The following is a 17445-nucleotide window of genomic DNA, read 5'->3' as shown; positions in this document are numbered from 1 at the left end:
GGCGACACCAGTGGTTATGGGTTCCGGGTTCGCCTGCGGCGCCCCGGAATGACAGACGGGGTCGCCCTGTCCCTGCCTAGGACCGTTGATCAAGGTTTTCTTTGATCTTCCACCCGCTTCCCGTGGGATGATCGCTCCAATACCCTTTCCCACGGCCGTGCTTTTGGATAATAGGGCCTTTCAGCTCCCGTCCGCGGGGGCTTTTGGAGCGTTTCCGCTGTAATGACCGCCATCCACGTCCTGAACGGACCCAACCTGAACATGCTGGGCCGCCGAGAGCCGCACATCTACGGGAGCGTCACGCTTCCCGAGATCGAACGGCTCGTGCGCGAGAGTGCTGCGAAGGTTGCGGCGAATATTACTTTCCGCCAGTCGAACCACGAGGGGCAGCTCGTGGACTGGATTCAGGAAGCGGGCGCACAAGGGGCTGGGATCGTCATCAATGCCGGTGCCTATACCCACACTTCGATTGCCCTTCGGGACGCCATCTCCGGCTCCGGAGCGCCCACGGTCGAAGTCCATCTGTCAAACGTGCATGCTCGCGAAGGCTTCCGCCATCGCTCCCTGATCGCCCCTGTCTGCGTTGGTGTGATTTGCGGCTTCGGCCCGGTGAGCTACATCCTCGGCGTGGACGCGGTTCATCAGGTGATGGTCGAGCGGATGCGCGCGAAGCAACCTTCAAAACATTGATTCCTCAAGATTAAGAGGCAGGCCCATGGCTAAAGAAAATCCTTTCGATCCCGATCTCGTGCGTGAGCTGGCGTCCCTGATCTCCGATACCGATCTCACAGAAATCGAGGTGGAAAAGGGCGATCTGCGCATCCGCGTGGCACGTGCCGCTCCGACGCATGTGACACTTCCCTATGGGCCAGCCGGTTACGCCGCTCCTGCTGCAGCTCCCGCTCCCGTCGTCGCTCCGCCGCCGACCGTAACCGAGAGCGCCCCGGCAACCGCCAAGTCCGCCGCCAGCCATCCCGGCGCGGTTCTCTCGCCGATGGTCGGCACGGCCTACCGGCGCGCTTCCCCGGAGGCGAAGCCCTTCATCGAAATCGGGTCCAAGGTGCAGGCCGGCGACAAGCTTCTCCTGGTCGAAGCCATGAAGACCTTCAACGAGATCGTCGCGCCTCGCGCCGGAACGGTCACGTCCATCTTCGTCGAAGACGGCACGCCGGTCGAATATGGCGAGCCGCTGATCGTCATCGAGTAAGCCGATGTTCGACAAGATCCTCATCGCCAACCGGGGCGAAATCGCGCTGCGCATCCTACGCGCTGCGAAGGAACTGGGCATCGCCACCGTCGCGGTTCACTCCACCGCCGATGCCGACGCCATGCACGTGCGCCTCGCCGACGAGAGCGTCTGCATCGGCCCGCCGCCTGCCCGCGACAGCTATCTCAACATTCCGGCGCTCATCGCCGCCTGCGAAATCACCGGCGCGGATGCGGTCCATCCCGGCTACGGCTTCCTGTCCGAGAACGCCCGTTTCGCGGAAGTGCTGGAGCATCACCACATCGCCTTCATCGGTCCCAAGGCGGAACACATCCGCATGATGGGCGACAAGATCGAGGCGAAGCGTACCGCGAAGCGCCTCGGCATCCCTTGCGTGCCCGGCTCCGAGGGCGGCATCACCGATGAAGTCGAGGCCAAGCGCGTCGCTAAGGACATCGGCTATCCGGTGATCATCAAGGCTGCCGCCGGTGGCGGCGGACGCGGCATGAAAGTCGCGCGCACGGAAGAGGATCTCGTCTACGCTCTCGAATCCGCGAAGACCGAGGCCAAGGCCGCTTTCGGTGACGATGCGGTCTATATCGAGAAGTATCTCGAGAAGCCGCGTCATATTGAAATCCAGGTGCTCGGCGACGGTAAGGGCAACGCGATCCATCTCGGCGAGCGCGATTGCTCGCTCCAGCGTCGTCACCAGAAGGTCTGGGAAGAAGGCCCCTCGCCCGCGCTCAATGTCGAGATGCGCGAGCGCATCGGCGGCGTCGTCGCCAAGGCGATGCAGGACCTGCAATATGCGGGCGCCGGCACCATCGAATTTCTCTACGAGGACGGCGAGTTCTACTTCATCGAGATGAACACGCGCATCCAGGTCGAGCATCCTGTCACCGAGATGATCACCGGGATCGATCTGGTCAACGAGCAGATCCGTGTGGCGGCCGGTCATTCGCTTTCCGTGAAGCAGAGCGACATCAAGATCGAGGGCCATGCCATCGAATGCCGTGTGAACGCGGAGCATCATGCGACCTTCCGCCCCTCGCCCGGCACGATCAGCTATTTCCACCCGCCGGGTGGCCTCGGCGTGCGCGTGGATTCGGCCGCCTATCAGGGCTACCGCATTCCGCCGCACTACGATTCGCTCGTGGCCAAGCTCATCGTTCATGGCCGTACGCGCAACGAGTGCCTGATGCGTCTGCGCCGCGCGCTCGACGAGTTCGTGGTGGACGGAGTCGATACGACGCTGCCTCTGTTCCGCACGCTCGTCCGCAACCCGGATATTCAGAACGGCCAGTATGACATTCACTGGCTTGAGAATTTCCTCAAGACGGGCGGCATCGAAGAAAACTAGAGTTTGATCGTTTCAGATTGAAACGATCAACTCTCGTTTCTTATTGCCGCATGATCCGGGCGAACAACCGGATTCCACTTGTTCTGATCATGCTCTAAGCCACCCAAGAACGGCGCGCGGACACCACTTCGCGCGCGCGTCCCACCGTGATAACGTACCCCGATGCGAGGGGACTCTATCGAGATCACGCCTGAGATCCTGCTCAAGGCTTATGCGGCCGGTATCTTCCCGATGGCGGAAGATGCCGACGATCCTTCCCTATTCTGGGTCGAGCCCCGCGAGCGCGGCATCATCCCGCTCGAATCATTCCATGCGGGCAAAAGGCTTGCCCGCACCGTCCGATCCGATGTCTTTCAGGTCCGTGTCGATCATGATTTCGAAGGTGTGATCGACGGTTGCGCCGCTCCGGGGCGAGACCGCGAGAAAACCTGGATCAGCAAGCGCATTCATGCGCTCTATGGCGCGCTCTTCGACGCCGGCTATTGCCATACGGTCGAGGTCTATCGGGAGGGGCTGCTGGTCGGCGGGCTCTACGGTGTCCGCCTGAAGAGCGCCTTCTTCGGGGAGAGCATGTTCCATACGGAGCGGGATGCCTCCAAGGTCGCCCTCGTCCATCTGATCGCGCGTCTGCGCCGGGGCGGGTTCACCCTACTCGACACGCAATTCGTCACGCCGCATCTGGCGCAGTTTGGCGCCACCGAGATTTCCCGCCGCCAGTACAAGCTGAAGCTTCAGGCCGCCATGGACCGGGACGCCGACTGGTATGTCTGGCCGCGCGAAAGAATCGTGAGCGGCCAGGAAGTGCTCGCCGCCCTTCGAACTTAACGGTCGTTGGAGCGATTGTTATTGAGAATGGGCGGCGCGCCCGGCCGTGCAGGCAACACCTGTCGCGGAACCGGCTGAACAGGCACGGCGTCCACTGGCGCCATGATGTTCCCAGGCAGCGGAGCCTGCGCGGGTTGACGCGGCGGCTCCGGCTGGATCGGCGGCAATTCCTCAGGCGCATCCTTCGGCTCAGTGATGACCTCGGTGCCGCCCTTACAATCCACCAGCCAGAGATCGTAGACCGCATGCTCGACGCCATGCAGGCCCGGGCTCGAAGCGAACATCCAGCCTGAGAAGATGCGCTTCGATTGGCCGTCGAGCCCGACATCGTCCACTTCCACAAACGAGGTGGTGTTCGGGTTCTCGTTCGGCGGCTTGGTGAAGCAGGCCTTCGGCGTCATCTGCAGCGAGCCGAACTGCACGGTCTCGCCGACCGCCACCTCGAACGACACGATACGCCCGGTGATCTTGTCGAGGCCGGAAAACAGGGCCGTCGGATTCTTGATCCGATCCGCCTGGGCCGCTCCTGCGCCGCAAATCACCGATGCGAGCACCAGACCGGCCCGCGTCCATCCGAGGTTCATCTTTTCCGTCCGCATTGAAGCGTTGAAGTGGCCAGCGTGGCTTTATCCGACCTTGCGACACGCGATAACACGCGAACCATGTTGGAAAAAGGGCAGCGCCTGGATAGAGGGTTGGTTTCCCAAAGGCTCAACGGGAATATTCACCGCATATCGTCCCTCCACCGGATCGACATCCACCGGAACCGAGACCTAAGATCGCCCCTGAAGCATGATCGGAACAAGTGGAAACCGGTTTGTTCGCCCGGATCATGCGGCAATGAAGAATCTAGAGCTTGATCGTGTTTCAAAGAGACACGATCAAGCTCTAGGGGAAAAAATACATGAACCGTGACGCATTGGACGAAGGGCGACGCGCCTTGGGTTTTCTCGGGATCGAGGAAACCATTCGGCTGGCGACTCGCGGGATAACAGTGCCGGATCCTCTGTCGGTCTTGATTTCTCCCCGTGTCACGCTTGGCGCGAACGTGACGTTGTGGCCGAATACGATCCTCCAATGCGCGAGTGACGGCGAACTTGGCATCGGTGCGGGCACGGTCGTTTTTCCGGGGACGCGGGTGGTGGCTAGTGCGGGACGGATCGAGATAGGGTCCGACGTCGAGCTCGGCGAGGAAGGTGGATTCACAATCAAGGCCGAGAATAAGGCCGTCATCACGATCGGCGACGGCGCGCGGCTTCTCGGCGGCGGGTCGCTTGCCCTGTCCAACGAGATCGGAAACGGCGCGCAGATTCTCGGCCCGATCCGCTGTCAGAACTGTCGCCTGGGCAGTGGCGGCACCCATCGCGAGCCCGATCCGGATCTGCGCGGCGGCGTCCTGAAAGGCTCGGGTGTCGCAAGAAATATCGATGTTCCACAAGGACATGTGATCCAGTCCTTCGACCTTTTTGCGAGCGCCGTAATGCGTCCGCAATCATATTTTCATCCGAAGCCCGAGGCCTGAGAATGACAAAAATCCGACCCGATACATTCGAACTCGGCCTCGGTCTGGTTTCGCTTGGACGCGTATGGGGCGTCGCGCAAAGTGCTCCACCGACGGAAGCGGAAGCGAGCGATCTTTTGAAGACCGCGTTCGATCTCGGCATTCGCATCTTCGATACGGCCCCCGCTTATGCGGCGAGCGAGGGACGCTTCGGCCGGTTCCTCGCGGATCTCGCTCCCACAGACCGCGAGGATATCGTCATCATGACGAAGGCAGGCGAGCATTGGGACGATGAGAGCCATGCGAGCTTCGTCGATCATGGGAAGGACGCGTTGCGCCGGAGCATCGACCGGAGTCTCGAAAAGCTTGGCCGGATCGATGTGCTGCAAATTCACAAGGCGACCCGTGACGTGGTCGATCATCCGCACGTGATCGCAGCGGTGGAGCACGCGAAAGCCTGCGGCGTGGGGACTTTCGGGGCAAGCGTCAGCGATGTGGCGGCGGGCATCGCCGCCCTCGAAACCGGGCTCTATCAGGCGCTGCAGTTTCCGTTCAACGTAGATACCCGCTTCATGGCGGATCTGATCCCGGCTCTCCATGCCAAGGGCGCGACGGCCATCGTCAACCGCCCCTTCGCCATGGGCGGCCTCGCGGCCGGAGATCCGCGCGCCGCATTCCGTTTCATCGAGGATGAGATCGGCAGCGGAATCGTTCTCACGGGGACGGGCAAGACGAAACACCTGCGAGAGAACGTCGAATCGTTTCGCACGCGCGGCCGCTGATTCTATGGGCAGAAAACGTTCGCAAGGTGGAGCCGCTTACTCCGCCATCCTTTGGGCTTGCAGCACTTTTCGAATGACATCCGCCTGACGGCGTTCGCCGGTCCTTTCGAAAATCTGCTTCATGTGACTCTTGACCGTATTGATACTTAAGCGCTCCTCTTCCGCGTATTCGGAGAGCTGTTTTCCACCCACGAGAGCCGCCAGCAATTTACGCTGGGCCTGAGTCAAGCGATACTGATCGAGCCACGTCGTGGAGCGATTGAGAAGACCGCCGCGAACGGAAAGGATCAACATTGCTGTTGGCCCCGAGGGAAGACCCGACAGCCGGTCAGCGCCGACAGGACTCACGGTCACGCTCAAAGCCTGGTTGGGACCGAACGGAACCACGAGGCTGGCCCCCGGGTGCAGTGACCTTCCAATGCCGGTTGCCGAAGCCTGTCGTATCGCGTGGAGCAGCGTTTCGGTCATTGCTACGGATGGAGTGCAAACGCGGCCGAAACGGACAGACAACCCCTGCCCCGCATTCAGTATCTTCTCGGCCGACGCATTTGCGAATGTCAGTGTCCCATCGCTCGCGACGAAGATCACACCGACGTCCAGTTGATCGAAACCCGCGAGCGCACCAAGATATTGATGCTCGCTTTGCCACACCTTTTGATGAACCAGGACGGCTTTCCTGATGTGCGGGAGAAGCTGCTTCCAAAGATCGATCTCATGCTGCTCGAATTCAGCATGACGGCGCGACCTGAGAATCGTCAGGCTCGTAACGCCGTTTCCCTTGATGATGACTGGTGTGGCCAGCATCTCGTAGATGCTCTGCGGTCGAAGCCAGTCAGCATAGAATTCCGTGCGCTCAAGCTCCCCCGGTTTCACCAGTTCAGAACCGAAGAAAAGCCGGCCTTCTCGATCTGCGGGGCTTTCTCCCGCCAGCATGTTTCGATACCAGGGATTTACCTGCGCATAGTAGTTCTGATATTGCGTTGCATAAGCCAGATCAGCTTCGCCATACTTGACGAGACCGACCTCATCATTGCTCATGTCCTGGGAAAACAGGCCAGCATTCCCACGAAGCGAGCTCGATAGCCTGGTTATGACCTGGTCCCATAACGCAGGATCGAGGGCAGCGTCATAAACTCCAGTCACAATTTCCAGAAGTTGCCTGGTATCCATAAGTGTACTGCAACGACATTGGTGAATCGCTGCAATAGCAGATAATACCGTTACGACAACTACATCTCGTCACAACGGCGAGATAATCTCTCAAGGTTGTGATAGATTTCTCACTTGCGTCGGTTTCAGGCCCGTTCATCAGAACGGCATCGGCACAGGCTTCCAGCGGAACAACTCGAGACCTAGCGGCCCTTCGGGAAAGGCTCATCCGCGGGCATGGTCAAAGGCCGACCTTCCCCCTCCCGCTTTTTGAAATGCGCGGTCGAGCAGGCGGGCGAGCAGAGCGCGCCCTCACCGGTCCAATAAGCCGGGCCGTTTTCGACCCGACCGGAATAGGAGACGAAATCGGGATCGCCGAAAGGACGTCCACATTCGAGACAGCGGCGTTGGCTCACACGATTCAACATAAGCTGCCCCGGACAGGATTACTCGCCCGGCGTCCACGGCACATAATCGCCCGTGGCGGGCGGGCGCTGGCCCGAGGCCAATTGCGAGCCGGACGGGCGATAGGCCTGCGGCGTCCCCGTAAGGTTCGGGATGTGCCCCTTCTCCCACTCACGCGGCTGATAATTGTCTTCGCTCGGCGGGACGTCCTCGTTGTGATTCAGCCAAGCGCGCCAGCCGGGAGGCACCCGGGAAGCGTCCGCATCGCCGATATAGACCACCCAGCGACGCTCCGACCCGACGGACCGGTCGATGAGCGGGCCCTGAGCGCGGTAATATTTATTGCCGAACTCGTCCTGTCCCACGAACTGCCCGTGACGCCACGTATAGAATCGCGTGCCGAGCGTCTGGCCGTTCCACCAGGTAAAGAACTGAAGCCAAAACTGTTTCATCGCTGCCGCCGAAGGTTCTTAAAATTCGCGCGGAATATGGCTTCGCCCCGTGAGGAAGTCCAGTCTTTAGAGCAGGATCCGGCAAAGTCCCGCCGACACCCCCGAAGATCGCACGGCGGATGAGAATCGCCTTCCGATTCTCTCATCCACGTCGAAAAAGCCGAGGGGCTCGCGGCCTGGATGATTCTCTCAGCAAATGCGGCCACTTGCCGACGAATGCGGACCTCGCCACGTAAAATGCCGGCCCTAAATCGCTGTCTGTCGGGGTTCAACTTTACCATACGTCATTTGCCGTCTCTGCAACGCCTCAATAGCCACGAAACGACCCCACAGACAAAATGCCTATTTGGAATCTCGAAGGAGTCTCCGAGGGTTAGCGCGAGCTTTCAAAGCTATCCACAATTTACACAGGAACCACTACATATAGTTTTTAGCGAGGTTCGATGGCACAAGTTCTTGACGTCGGAGTGCCCTTACGACTACTTTGTGAATGTGCCGACCCGAGACCGGCAGCCGACCTGAAAGGGCCGGTCGAACACCCTTCCAAGGTTAAAGAGTCACACCCTCGCGCGGACATTGCACGACGAGGAGAATGTGTCCTGGAAAGGTGAAAAATCGGGCGTTGCACATGAGGCGGTCCCTTCAGGAGGGATCGTTGGGGCGTCTAAATATTGTGGGCTGAGGAGTCGCACGTCAGTTGCGGCCAGGGGACTTATTGTCTCCACATAAAGGAATTTGAAAAATGCGGATCGAGCGGCGTTACAGCAAGCTTGGGCAATCGCCCTATTCTTCACTCGCTTTCCGTCTCGCGACGAGCGAGATTCGCAATCCGGACGGCTCGGTCGTCTTCAAGCTTGAGAACATCGAAGTGCCGGAGACCTGGAGCCAGGTCGCGTCCGACGTTCTCGCTCAGAAGTATTTCCGCAAGGCGGGCGTGCCCGCGCGCCTGAAGAAGGTCGAGGAAAACGACGTTCCCTCCTGGCTGTGGCGCTCGGTGCCGGATGAAGACGCCCTCGCCGCTCTGCCCGAGGATCAGCACTACGGTTCCGAAATCTCCTCCAAGCAGGTCTTCGACCGCCTCGCCGGCTGTTGGACCTATTGGGGCTGGAAGGGCGGCTATTTCACCTCTGAGGAAGATGCGCAGGCCTTCTTCGACGAGCTGCGTTTCATGCTCGCGAACCAGATGGTCGCGCCGAATTCGCCGCAATGGTTCAACACCGGCCTGCACTGGGCCTATGGCATCGATGGCCCCGGCCAAGGCCACTATTATGTGGACTACAAGACTGGCAAGCTGACGAAGTCGAAGTCCTCCTACGAACATCCGCAGCCGCATGCCTGCTTCATCCAGGGCGTCGAGGACGACCTGGTGAATGAGGGCGGCATCATGGACCTGTGGGTCCGCGAGGCGCGCCTGTTCAAGTACGGCTCGGGCACCGGCTCCAACTTCTCCAAGCTGCGTGGCGAAGGCGAGAAGCTTTCCGGCGGCGGTCGCTCCTCCGGCCTCATGTCCTTCCTCAAGATCGGCGACCGCGCTGCGGGCGCCATCAAGTCGGGCGGCACCACGCGCCGCGCGGCGAAGATGGTGGTGGTCGATGTCGATCACCCGGATATCGAGGCCTATATCGATTGGAAGGTGAAGGAGGAGCAGAAGGTTGCGGCTCTCGTCACCGGCTCCAAGCTCGGCAACAAGCACCTCAAGGCCATTATGAAGGCCTGCGTGAACTGCGAGGCCGCCGACGACGCCTGCTTCGATCCGGAGAAGAACCCGGCTCTGAAGCGCGAGATCAAGATGGCTCGCCGGGTCATGATTCCGGACAACTACATCAAGCGCGTTATCCAGTTCGCCAAGCAAGGCTACACGGATATCGACTTCCCGATCTACGACACCGATTGGGATTCGGAAGCGTACCTCACCGTCTCCGGCCAGAACTCGAACAACTCGGTCTCACTGACCGACGACTTCTTGCGCGCTGTCGAAGCGAATGCGGATTGGAACCTCACCGCCCGCAAGGACGGCAAGGTGATCAAGACGCTCAAAGCCCGCGACCTGTGGGAGCAGATCGGCCACGCCGCGTGGGCCTCCGCCGATCCCGGCCTGCACTTCAACACCACCATGAACGATTGGCACACCAGCCCTGCCGGTGGCCGCATCCGGGCGTCGAATCCCTGCTCGGAATACATGTTCCTCGACGACACCGCCTGCAATCTGGCTTCCGCCAACCTGTTGCAGTTCTACGATCGCGAAGCCAAGACCTTCAACGCCGAGTCCTATGAGCATGCCTGCCGTCTGTGGACGGTGGTGCTCGAGATCTCGGTGACGATGGCGCAGTTCCCGTCCAAGGAAATCGCGCAGCTTTCTTACGAGTACCGCACGCTGGGCCTCGGCTTCGCCAATATCGGCGGCCTGCTCATGACCATGGGCCTGTCCTATGACTCGGCGGAAGGTCGCGCCCTCGGCGGCGCTCTCACCGCGATCATGACCGGCGTGTCCTACACCACCTCGGCGGAAATCGCGGGCGAGCTGGGCCCGTTCCCGAACTACGCCAAGAACGCGAAGCACATGCTGCGCGTCATCCGCAACCATCGCCGCGCGGCGCATGGTCAAGACACGGGCTATGAAGGCCTGAGCGTCAACCCGGTTCCGCTCGATCACGCCTCCTGCCCCGATCAGACCCTCGTCGCGCACGCCAAGGCCGCATGGGACAAGGCGCTCGAACTCGGCGAGAAGCACGGCTACCGCAATGCGCAAGCCACCGTCATCGCGCCGACCGGCACCATCGGCCTCGTGATGGATTGCGACACCACCGGCATCGAGCCCGACTTCGCCCTCGTGAAGTTCAAGAAGCTCGCAGGCGGCGGCTACTTCAAGATCATCAACCGCGCCGTGCCGGACGCGCTTCGCGCGCTCGGCTATCGCGAAGCGGAGATCGCCGAGATCGAGGCCTATGCGGTCGGCCACGGCTCGCTTCGTCAGGCACCCGCTATCAACGGCGCGACGCTCTCTGCGAAGGGCTTTACGGACGAGAAGATCGAGGCTGTCGAGAAGGGTCTCAAGAGCGCCTTCGACATCAAGTTCGTCTTCAACAAGTGGACCATCGGCGAGGATTTCCTCACCGGCGCGCTGAAGGTTCCGGCCGAGAAGCTGAACGATCCCTCGTTCGACCTTCTCACCTTCCTCGGCTTCTCGAAGGCCGATATCGAGGCCGCGAACATCCACGTCTGCGGCGCGATGACTCTCGAAGGCGCGCCCTTCCTCAAGGAAGAGCACTACGCAGTGTTCGATTGCGCCAATCCGTGCGGTCGCATCGGCAAGCGTTACCTGTCGGTGGAGAGCCACATCCACATGATGGCGGCGGCGCAGCCCTTCATCTCGGGCGCGATCTCGAAGACCATCAACATGCCGAACGACGCCACCGTCGAGGATTGCAAGAACGCCTACATGCTGTCCTGGCGTCTGGCGTTGAAGGCGAACGCGCTCTACCGCGACGGCTCCAAGCTCTCGCAGCCGCTGAATTCCGCTCTCATCAGTGATGAGGAAGAGGATGCGGAGGATGCCGTCGAGGCTTTTGTCGCGCTGCCCGCTGCAGCGAAGGCCGCACAATTGTCCGAGCGCATCGTCGAGAAGGTGATCGAGCGCGTGGTGAAGGTACACGAACGCCAGAAGATGCCGGATCGCCGCAAGGGCTACACCCAGAAGGCCGTCGTCGGCGGTCACAAGGTGTATCTGCGCACGGGCGAATACGACGATGGCAGCCTCGGTGAAATCTTCATCGACATGCACAAGGAAGGCGCCGCCTTCCGCGCGATGATGAACAACTTCGCCATCGCCATCTCGCTCGGCCTGCAATACGGCGTGCCGCTGGAAGAATACGTGGAGGCCTTCACCTTCACGCGCTTCGAGCCCGCGGGCTTCGTGCAGGGCAACGAGCGCATCAAGAGCTCAACCTCGATCCTCGACTACGTGTTCCGCGAACTCGCCGTGTCCTATCTCGGACGCAACGATCTCGCGCATGTCGATCCGTCGGAAGCCGGCCCCACCACCATCGGCCAGGGCGAGAACCAGTCGAAGGCTCCCGAGCCCGCGCCTGCCACTGCAATCGTTTCCCGCGGCTTCACCCGCGGCAATGTCGACCGCCTGATGCTCATCCCCGGCGGAGCCGCCCTCGCCCGCGCCGCCGCCCCCGCCGTGGCGCTGGCCACCTCAGGCGCCGCCGCTCTCAAGAGCGAGCTGCTGCAAGAGGTCGTCGGCGAAGCGGAAATAGCCAAACTCGGCTTCACCGCCCCCGCCACCACTTCGCTCGCCGACAAGCGCGCCGAGGCGAAGATGAAGGGCTATGTGGGCGAGGCCTGCCCGGAATGCGCGAACTTCACGCTGGTTCGGAATGGGACTTGTTTGAAGTGCGACACATGCGGAAGCACGACGGGGTGTAGCTGAGTTAGATTAGGGCACTGATGATGAGGACGCTCGCATAGAATGGTGATAATCACCCCATAGCGCGCCTCAAATGAAGCCAAGCCCGCCTCACCCGATGAGGCGGGCTTATCTTTTGCGGCGGGTGCTCCGCCCGTCCCCCACGCGATCTCGACTTGAAAATCGAAAACCTTCTGCGCGAAAGCGTGGCCTGACAGCGGTAGTGCGGTTGCCCTCAAGCAAGGGCGATCGAGACAGCTGACTATTTTCAGAATAACCTGATGAGGCCGGCGATGAATCTTGTAACTGCGCCAATGGCAGCAATTTTGCCGCCATACGCGGTGGAGCATCAACCGCGCCGCGCCGCCTCGATCGCGGCGATGTCGATCTTCTTCATGTCCATCATCGCATCAAACGCGCGTTTGGCTTGATCGCCGCCTGCCGCCAGCGCCTCCGTCAGTGCGCGCGGCGTGATTTGCCAGGATACACCCCACTTGTCTTTGCACCAGCCGCACGCGCTCTCCTGGCCACCGTTGCCGACTATGGCATTCCAGTAGCGGTCGGTCTCGTGCTGATCGTCGGTGGCGATTTGGAACGAGAAGGCTTCGTTATGTTTGAACGCGGAACCTCCGTTGAGGCCGATACAGGGAACACCCGCAACTGTGAATTCGACCGTCAATACGTCGCCCTCTTTGCCGGCCGGGTAGTCACTGGGTGCACGGTGCACGGCTCCCATGGCGCTGTCAGGAAAGGTCTCGGAATAGAAGTGGGCGGCAGACTCGGCGTCCTTATCGTACCAAAGGCAAATCGTATTCTTTGCCATTGCGTGTTCCTTTCGCTTTAAAGCCAATACTCGGCCTTTTTTCCCACCGCTCTTCCGAAATAGGTAGCGAACCGCATTTCTCCACGCCGGATAGGTCCGTCCCGTCCGGGCGATCGCCATGGGCAGCTAACTTAAAGTGTCGCTGTCCACTGTCGGTCAGCAAGTTCCCTGCCCTTCACGGATATCTGCTTAGGCCATGCCACCCGCGAGGCAAGCGCGACACGTGGGCCCTGTTCAAGGCAGGTCGTGAGGGTTAGACTACGCCACATGACCTCAGCGGAAGAGTAATTCACGTCTACGCTCTGAGTAAATGGCCGGAAGCCATGTCTCAATCTGCCACGCTCATTACCCGTCGCGATCAAATGTTTCCCACTCTGTCTCCGGACGATGTCGTCCGGATGCGCCGGTTCGGCGAGGCCGCATCATTTGCGGCTGGCGAGCGCATTGTCAGAGCCGGAGACGTCGCACCAGGGCTCATCGTAGTCGTGTCAGGCAAGGTCGAGGTCACCCAGGACGGTGGCGGCGGCCGCCACGAGACCATCGTCGTCCACGGCCCTGGCAGTTTCATCGGCGAGCTGGCCCAACTCTCCGAACGTCCCTCGCTCGTGACGGCCGAGGCCATCGAGCCGGTGGCCTCGTTCGTCATTCCCTCGCGAAGACTGCGCGACCTGATGGTTCAGGAGGCCAGCCTTGGCGAGCGCGTCATGCGGGCGCTGATCCTACGTCGTGTAGGCCTATTGGAAAGTGGCGGCAGCGGACCCATCATCATCGGGCGTCAAGACAATGTCGACATGCTGCGACTGCAAGGATTTCTTGCCCGAAGCGGCTATCCGCACCGTGTGCTGGATTCCGACACTGATTCCTGCGCCAGAACCCTTATCGAGCGGTTTCACGTGGACCGTCACCACCTGCCAATCGTGCTGTGTCCGAATGGAAACCTACTGCTCAATCCGGGGGAGCGAGAGCTCGCACGTTGCATCGGCCTTGTGAAGCCGGTCGATGCGTCGAAGCTCTATGATGTCGCCATCGTCGGTGCCGGACCGGCCGGCCTGGCGGCTGCCGTCTATGCGGCCTCGGAAGGTTTGTCCGTCATCGTGCTCGATTGCCGTGCCTTCGGTGGACAGGCGGGCGCCTCCGCTCGCATTGAGAACTATCTTGGGTTTCCGACCGGGATCTCCGGCATGGCGCTGATGGCACGTGCCTACAACCAGGCGCAGAAATTCGGCGTGGAGATGGCAATACCCGACGAGGCAGGACATCTGAGCATCGCCGCGGATGATATCGGCCAGCATTATCGCCTAAGGACGAGTTATGACGAAACCGTGCACACGCGGACGGTGATCGTGGCCAGCGGCGCGCGCTACCGCCGCCTCGACATGACAAACCTCGCGCAATTCGAAGGATCATGCATTCATTACTGGGCCACCCCCATCGAAGCGAGCCTCTGCGCTGGGCAGGAGGTGGCCTTGGTCGGAGCCGGGAATTCAGCCGGGCAAGCGGCCGTCTTTCTCGCTAGCCATGCGAGAACAGTGTGGCTCCTCGTGCGCGGTGCGGGCCTGGACGCAAGCATGTCGCGATATTTGGTCGAACGCATCAAGGCTCAGCCCAACATCAAGGTGTTGACCGAGACTACGGTCACGGCGTTGGACGGACAGGAAGGGAACCTGGAATTGGTTCGCTGGTGCAGCCCCGCAGGAGAAGAAGCGGCGCGCCCGATCCGCCACCTGTTTCTGTTCATCGGGGCCGACCCCAATACCGACTGGCTCGCGCACAGCGACATAGCACTCGACGGGAAGGGTTTTATCCAAACCGGAGTCGAAACAGGCGAAGAGCGGCACCCGCTGGAGACCAATCGCAGCGGCGTCTTCGCCATCGGCGATGTGCGCTCGGGCTCGGTCAAGCGGGTGGCGGCCGCGGTCGGGGAAGGTGCTCAGGTCGTGGCAGCAGTGCACGCATACCTAGCCCGGGAAGGCCGGCAACCCAGCGCGCCCCAATGGATGAGGATGACCTGACGCCAAAGCTTTAATTTTGCTTCGATTATGGGGCACAGCGGGAAGTGGCTCGACCTGCGGCCGGCTGCTCGCGGCGTGAATAACCCAAAGCGGACATTGAACTCACAGGGGCGAGAACACTGCTGCTCTCGCCATCTTCCGTCGGCGCCTGAAGAGCGCCAGCTTTCTCGGTCCGGACCGGATCGACAATCCGCCTGAAGCTCACAGGTAGAGCCGGAACCACGGCAATGTCAGGTAAGTGCATGCCATCATCGCGACCAGGGGAATGACCCATGCCGCCCATCCTGACCAGAGCCGGCTCGTCCACCGCTCGGGCAGGAACGCAGCAACAAGGCCGAAGACCAGCGCCCCGAGGGCGGCTGTCGCGGTCCAGCCGTACCAATACATTGCAGGGGCAAGGAACCCCATCGCGGGATCGACTGTGTCTTTCGCATGGTGTGTGCCGGCAAGGACGATGCCGAGCGATGGATAGACCGTGAAGAGCGCAAGGTCTCGCGCCAGGGCGATGACGTAGAGCACCGCGAAGATTGGCCCATAGGCGAACGCAAAGCGGCGAAACGCGGACGAGAATGTCATGACCCAAAACCCATGATGTTGTTCACGACGTGGCCCACGAGAAAGCTCCACCAGATAATGCACGACAGGATCGTGGTCAGGGCGGCGCGGGTCCGGGCAAGGTCGTTGGCGCGTGGCTGCTGCCAGCAGACCCAATAGGCCGGCAACAGCGCCAGTCCGATGGCGACGAAATGCTCCTTCATGTCAAAGAAGCCGAGGGCTTGCCAGTGACCGCCACGTTCCAACTGGGGCCTGACGTCGACGCGGAAATACAGATAGATGACCGCGCCCATGAGAGCGGACATCACGTACAAGAGCACAATGGCGTTGGCGAATGAGGCCGACGGAACGGTACGGAAGCGGCCGAAGAACGAACCGGGCCGCCCGCGCATCGGCCTCCATGTCGCCAGGGTCTGGTGCGTGATTGCGCCCAGTAGCGCGACCGCCACCAGCCCGTGGATGATCAGGAGGACGGTCGCCACGGCCGCCCTCCCGCCCTTTGAGCTCGACCCGTCACGTGAACAGTTCCTCCGTTCCAAAGGGCTCGGCCGATCCGGGACGGAACCTGTTAAGGGTGAACCTCGTCTTCAGGCCAGGCTTCACGTCCACGAGGACGTAGTTGTATTCTTCCAAAGGCGGCCGCCCCTTCCAATAAAGATCCGGCGGGTAGTCCGCGGGTAGCTTGATGCTCGTGCGGCCGGGGAGGATCGGATCCTGTTCGGCGCCGCCGCCACCCAGCATCAGGTACTTGACGCCATCGACGTCATAAATCTCGGTCGTGTGGACGTGCCCGTTGAACACGACGATCTCGATGTCCTTGGCATAGGACGCGATCAGCTTGTGCGGGTTGTCAGGTGCGGGGATCGGCCCGAGGCCGGACCGCGCGAAGACCGGGTAGTGGAAAGTGATGAAGATCTTGCGGATGCCCGCTGCCTTGGCCTCGTCGATCCATTGCTGGAGTTGCTGGATCTGCTCGGCGTATTTGGGCCGGTCGGCGTCCCAGAGCGAAGGGGATCGGTAGTCGTATTTCCCGCTCCAGAGAAAGATGAACCGAACATCCTTGAAGTCGAATTTGTAGATGAGGCGGTCCGGTGTCACGCCGAACTTCTTGAGATAAGGCACGGCGGAGAGCACGCCGTCGATTTTGGGATCGCCCCAAACCTCGTGGTTGCCCACCCCGATGAACCACCGGCCTTCCAGCCCGGCTGCGAGCATCTCGCCGTCGGGAGCGGGCAGTTGCTTCAGCAAGGTGTCATTGACGCGCTTCCAGTACGGGCTGTCGGCGATCGTGAGGCCCTGATTGCCCCACCACACGACGTCGCCGCTGTTGATCACGAATTTGGCGCGCTCGGCCTGAACGTCCTTCACGATCTCCCGCGCCACCCAATCCCCGCCCTCAAGCCTGAACATCGTCCGGTGCACGCCCGGCAGCAGCTTCACATCCTCGACGGAGGCCTCGGTGACCCACCCCTTGTCGACCGTCAGGGTCATGACTTCGCTGCGGCTCTCGAACGGCATGATGATCCGAATGAGTTCGCGGGTGACTGGGTCGAAGATGGTCTTCACGTCCTTCCGGACCACCGCTTCGGCGACCTTTTCGGGCATGACCAGCCCGAACATCTCGATGAACAGCTTGGTCAGGTCCGGCTGACCTTGGTTGTATGGCAGGTACATCATCGGGCGAGTGTCGCCGCAGACGGCGAACGAGAAGCCGGGCCCGGCCTGCTGGGCCATCGCCGTCGTGGCGCCCAGCATCGGCATGGCGGCCATGGCGGCTGCAGCCCCGAGCCGTTGCCCCAATGCCCTGCGCGTCAGCCCGATCGAAGAAAGTGAGTGTTCCATCATGGTCACTCCTCGTAGTGTGAGGCGCCCCCCAATCGTCCGCGCGAGACGTGTCTACGAAACGTGTCTAATGATTGCCTGGCGCCATTCTGCAGATTTGGTCAGCGCCGGCATGCTCTCG

General features: G+C 61.2%; 16 protein-coding genes. 8 read left to right on the top strand and 8 right to left on the bottom strand.

The genetic code is table 11. The features are described from left to right. Nucleotides 1–222: 222 nt before the first annotated feature. The 4 genes from aroQ (at nucleotide 223) to aat (ending at nucleotide 3392) form a co-directional block, all read left to right on the top strand. Nucleotides 223–690 carry a type II 3-dehydroquinate dehydratase gene (aroQ, locus tag AB4072_RS05095; RefSeq protein ID WP_441965934.1) on the top strand — a complete coding sequence of 156 codons (468 nt, stop codon included), beginning with the start codon at nucleotides 223–225 and terminating at the stop codon, nucleotides 688–690. Nucleotides 691–715: 25 nt separating this feature from the next. Then, the gene (gene accB / locus AB4072_RS05090; protein WP_441965932.1) at nucleotides 716–1207 is read left to right on the top strand and encodes an acetyl-CoA carboxylase biotin carboxyl carrier protein; all 492 of its coding nucleotides are present in this window, start codon (nucleotides 716–718) and stop codon (nucleotides 1205–1207) included. 4 nt (nucleotides 1208–1211) lie between these two features. Continuing rightward, on the top strand, nucleotides 1212–2567 hold the full coding sequence (gene accC / locus AB4072_RS05085; RefSeq protein ID WP_441965930.1) for an acetyl-CoA carboxylase biotin carboxylase subunit: 1356 nt from the start codon (nucleotides 1212–1214) through the stop codon (nucleotides 2565–2567). Between the two features lie 162 nt (nucleotides 2568–2729). Beyond that, entirely contained in the window at nucleotides 2730–3392 is a 663-nt protein-coding gene (gene aat, locus AB4072_RS05080) for a leucyl/phenylalanyl-tRNA--protein transferase (RefSeq protein ID WP_441965928.1), read from the top strand. Here the strand turns inward: aat and AB4072_RS05075 are convergent. Then, on the bottom strand, nucleotides 3389–3976 hold the full coding sequence (locus AB4072_RS05075) for a DUF2155 domain-containing protein (RefSeq protein ID WP_441965926.1): 588 nt from the start codon (nucleotides 3974–3976) through the stop codon (nucleotides 3389–3391). The genes aat and AB4072_RS05075 overlap by 4 nt on opposite strands. A gap of 320 nt (nucleotides 3977–4296) precedes the next feature. Between AB4072_RS05075 and AB4072_RS05070 the strand changes: the two genes are divergently transcribed. Then, a complete protein-coding gene (locus AB4072_RS05070; RefSeq protein ID WP_441965924.1) occupies nucleotides 4297–4914 on the top strand; it encodes a hypothetical protein in 618 nt (205 codons plus the stop codon). A 2-nt stretch (nucleotides 4915–4916) separates the two neighbouring features. Continuing rightward, nucleotides 4917–5675, top strand: a complete 759-nt coding sequence (locus AB4072_RS05065) for an aldo/keto reductase (RefSeq protein ID WP_441965922.1) — start codon at nucleotides 4917–4919, stop codon at nucleotides 5673–5675. A 36-nt stretch (nucleotides 5676–5711) separates the two neighbouring features. Here AB4072_RS05065 and AB4072_RS05060 read toward each other — a convergent pair whose 3' ends face one another. The 3 genes from AB4072_RS05060 to AB4072_RS05050 all read right to left on the bottom strand — a co-directional run bounded on the left by AB4072_RS05060 (nucleotide 5712) and on the right by AB4072_RS05050 (nucleotide 7681). Next, entirely contained in the window at nucleotides 5712–6713 is a 1002-nt protein-coding gene (locus AB4072_RS05060) for a hypothetical protein (protein ID WP_441965921.1), read from the bottom strand. Nucleotides 6714–7027: 314 nt separating this feature from the next. Then, nucleotides 7028–7252 carry a hypothetical protein gene (locus AB4072_RS05055; protein WP_441965919.1) on the bottom strand — a complete coding sequence of 75 codons (225 nt, stop codon included), beginning with the start codon at nucleotides 7250–7252 and terminating at the stop codon, nucleotides 7028–7030. A gap of 18 nt (nucleotides 7253–7270) precedes the next feature. Beyond that, nucleotides 7271–7681: an NADH:ubiquinone oxidoreductase subunit NDUFA12 gene (locus AB4072_RS05050; RefSeq protein WP_441965918.1), complete on the bottom strand. Its 411-nt coding sequence runs from the start codon at nucleotides 7679–7681 to the stop codon at nucleotides 7271–7273. 742 nt (nucleotides 7682–8423) lie between these two features. Here AB4072_RS05050 and AB4072_RS05045 point away from each other — a divergent pair. Then, a complete protein-coding gene (locus AB4072_RS05045; protein ID WP_441965916.1) occupies nucleotides 8424–12116 on the top strand; it encodes a vitamin B12-dependent ribonucleotide reductase in 3693 nt (1230 codons plus the stop codon). A 325-nt stretch (nucleotides 12117–12441) separates the two neighbouring features. Here the strand turns inward: AB4072_RS05045 and AB4072_RS05040 are convergent, their stop codons facing one another. Continuing rightward, a complete protein-coding gene (locus AB4072_RS05040; RefSeq protein WP_441965915.1) occupies nucleotides 12442–12915 on the bottom strand; it encodes a VOC family protein in 474 nt (157 codons plus the stop codon). Between the two features lie 323 nt (nucleotides 12916–13238). On the opposite strand from AB4072_RS05040, the gene AB4072_RS05035 reads away from it, so the two are divergent. Next, nucleotides 13239–14927 carry an FAD-dependent oxidoreductase gene (locus tag AB4072_RS05035; RefSeq protein ID WP_441965913.1) on the top strand — a complete coding sequence of 563 codons (1689 nt, stop codon included), beginning with the start codon at nucleotides 13239–13241 and terminating at the stop codon, nucleotides 14925–14927. 201 nt (nucleotides 14928–15128) lie between these two features. Here the strand turns inward: AB4072_RS05035 and AB4072_RS05030 are convergent, their stop codons facing one another. From AB4072_RS05030 to AB4072_RS05020, 3 genes are read right to left on the bottom strand one after another with little or no spacing between them, the layout of a single operon-like run. Continuing rightward, nucleotides 15129–15503: a hypothetical protein gene (locus tag AB4072_RS05030; protein ID WP_441965911.1), complete on the bottom strand. Its 375-nt coding sequence runs from the start codon at nucleotides 15501–15503 to the stop codon at nucleotides 15129–15131. Further along, complete coding sequence (locus AB4072_RS05025; protein WP_441965910.1) at nucleotides 15500–15964, bottom strand: hypothetical protein; 465 nt, start codon at nucleotides 15962–15964, stop codon at nucleotides 15500–15502. Before AB4072_RS05025 ends, AB4072_RS05030 begins: the two co-directional genes overlap by 4 nt. Before the next feature lie 31 nt (nucleotides 15965–15995). After that, on the bottom strand, nucleotides 15996–17327 hold the full coding sequence (locus AB4072_RS05020) for a metallophosphoesterase family protein (RefSeq protein ID WP_441966538.1): 1332 nt from the start codon (nucleotides 17325–17327) through the stop codon (nucleotides 15996–15998). Nucleotides 17328–17445: the final 118 nt, after the last annotated feature.

Origin of the sequence: Microvirga sp. 2MCAF38 (genome assembly GCF_052115485.1) — a bacterium.
In the GTDB taxonomy this organism is placed as follows: Bacteria; Pseudomonadota; Alphaproteobacteria; order Rhizobiales; family Beijerinckiaceae; genus Microvirga.
This window is presented reverse-complemented; position numbering and strand designations above follow the sequence as displayed.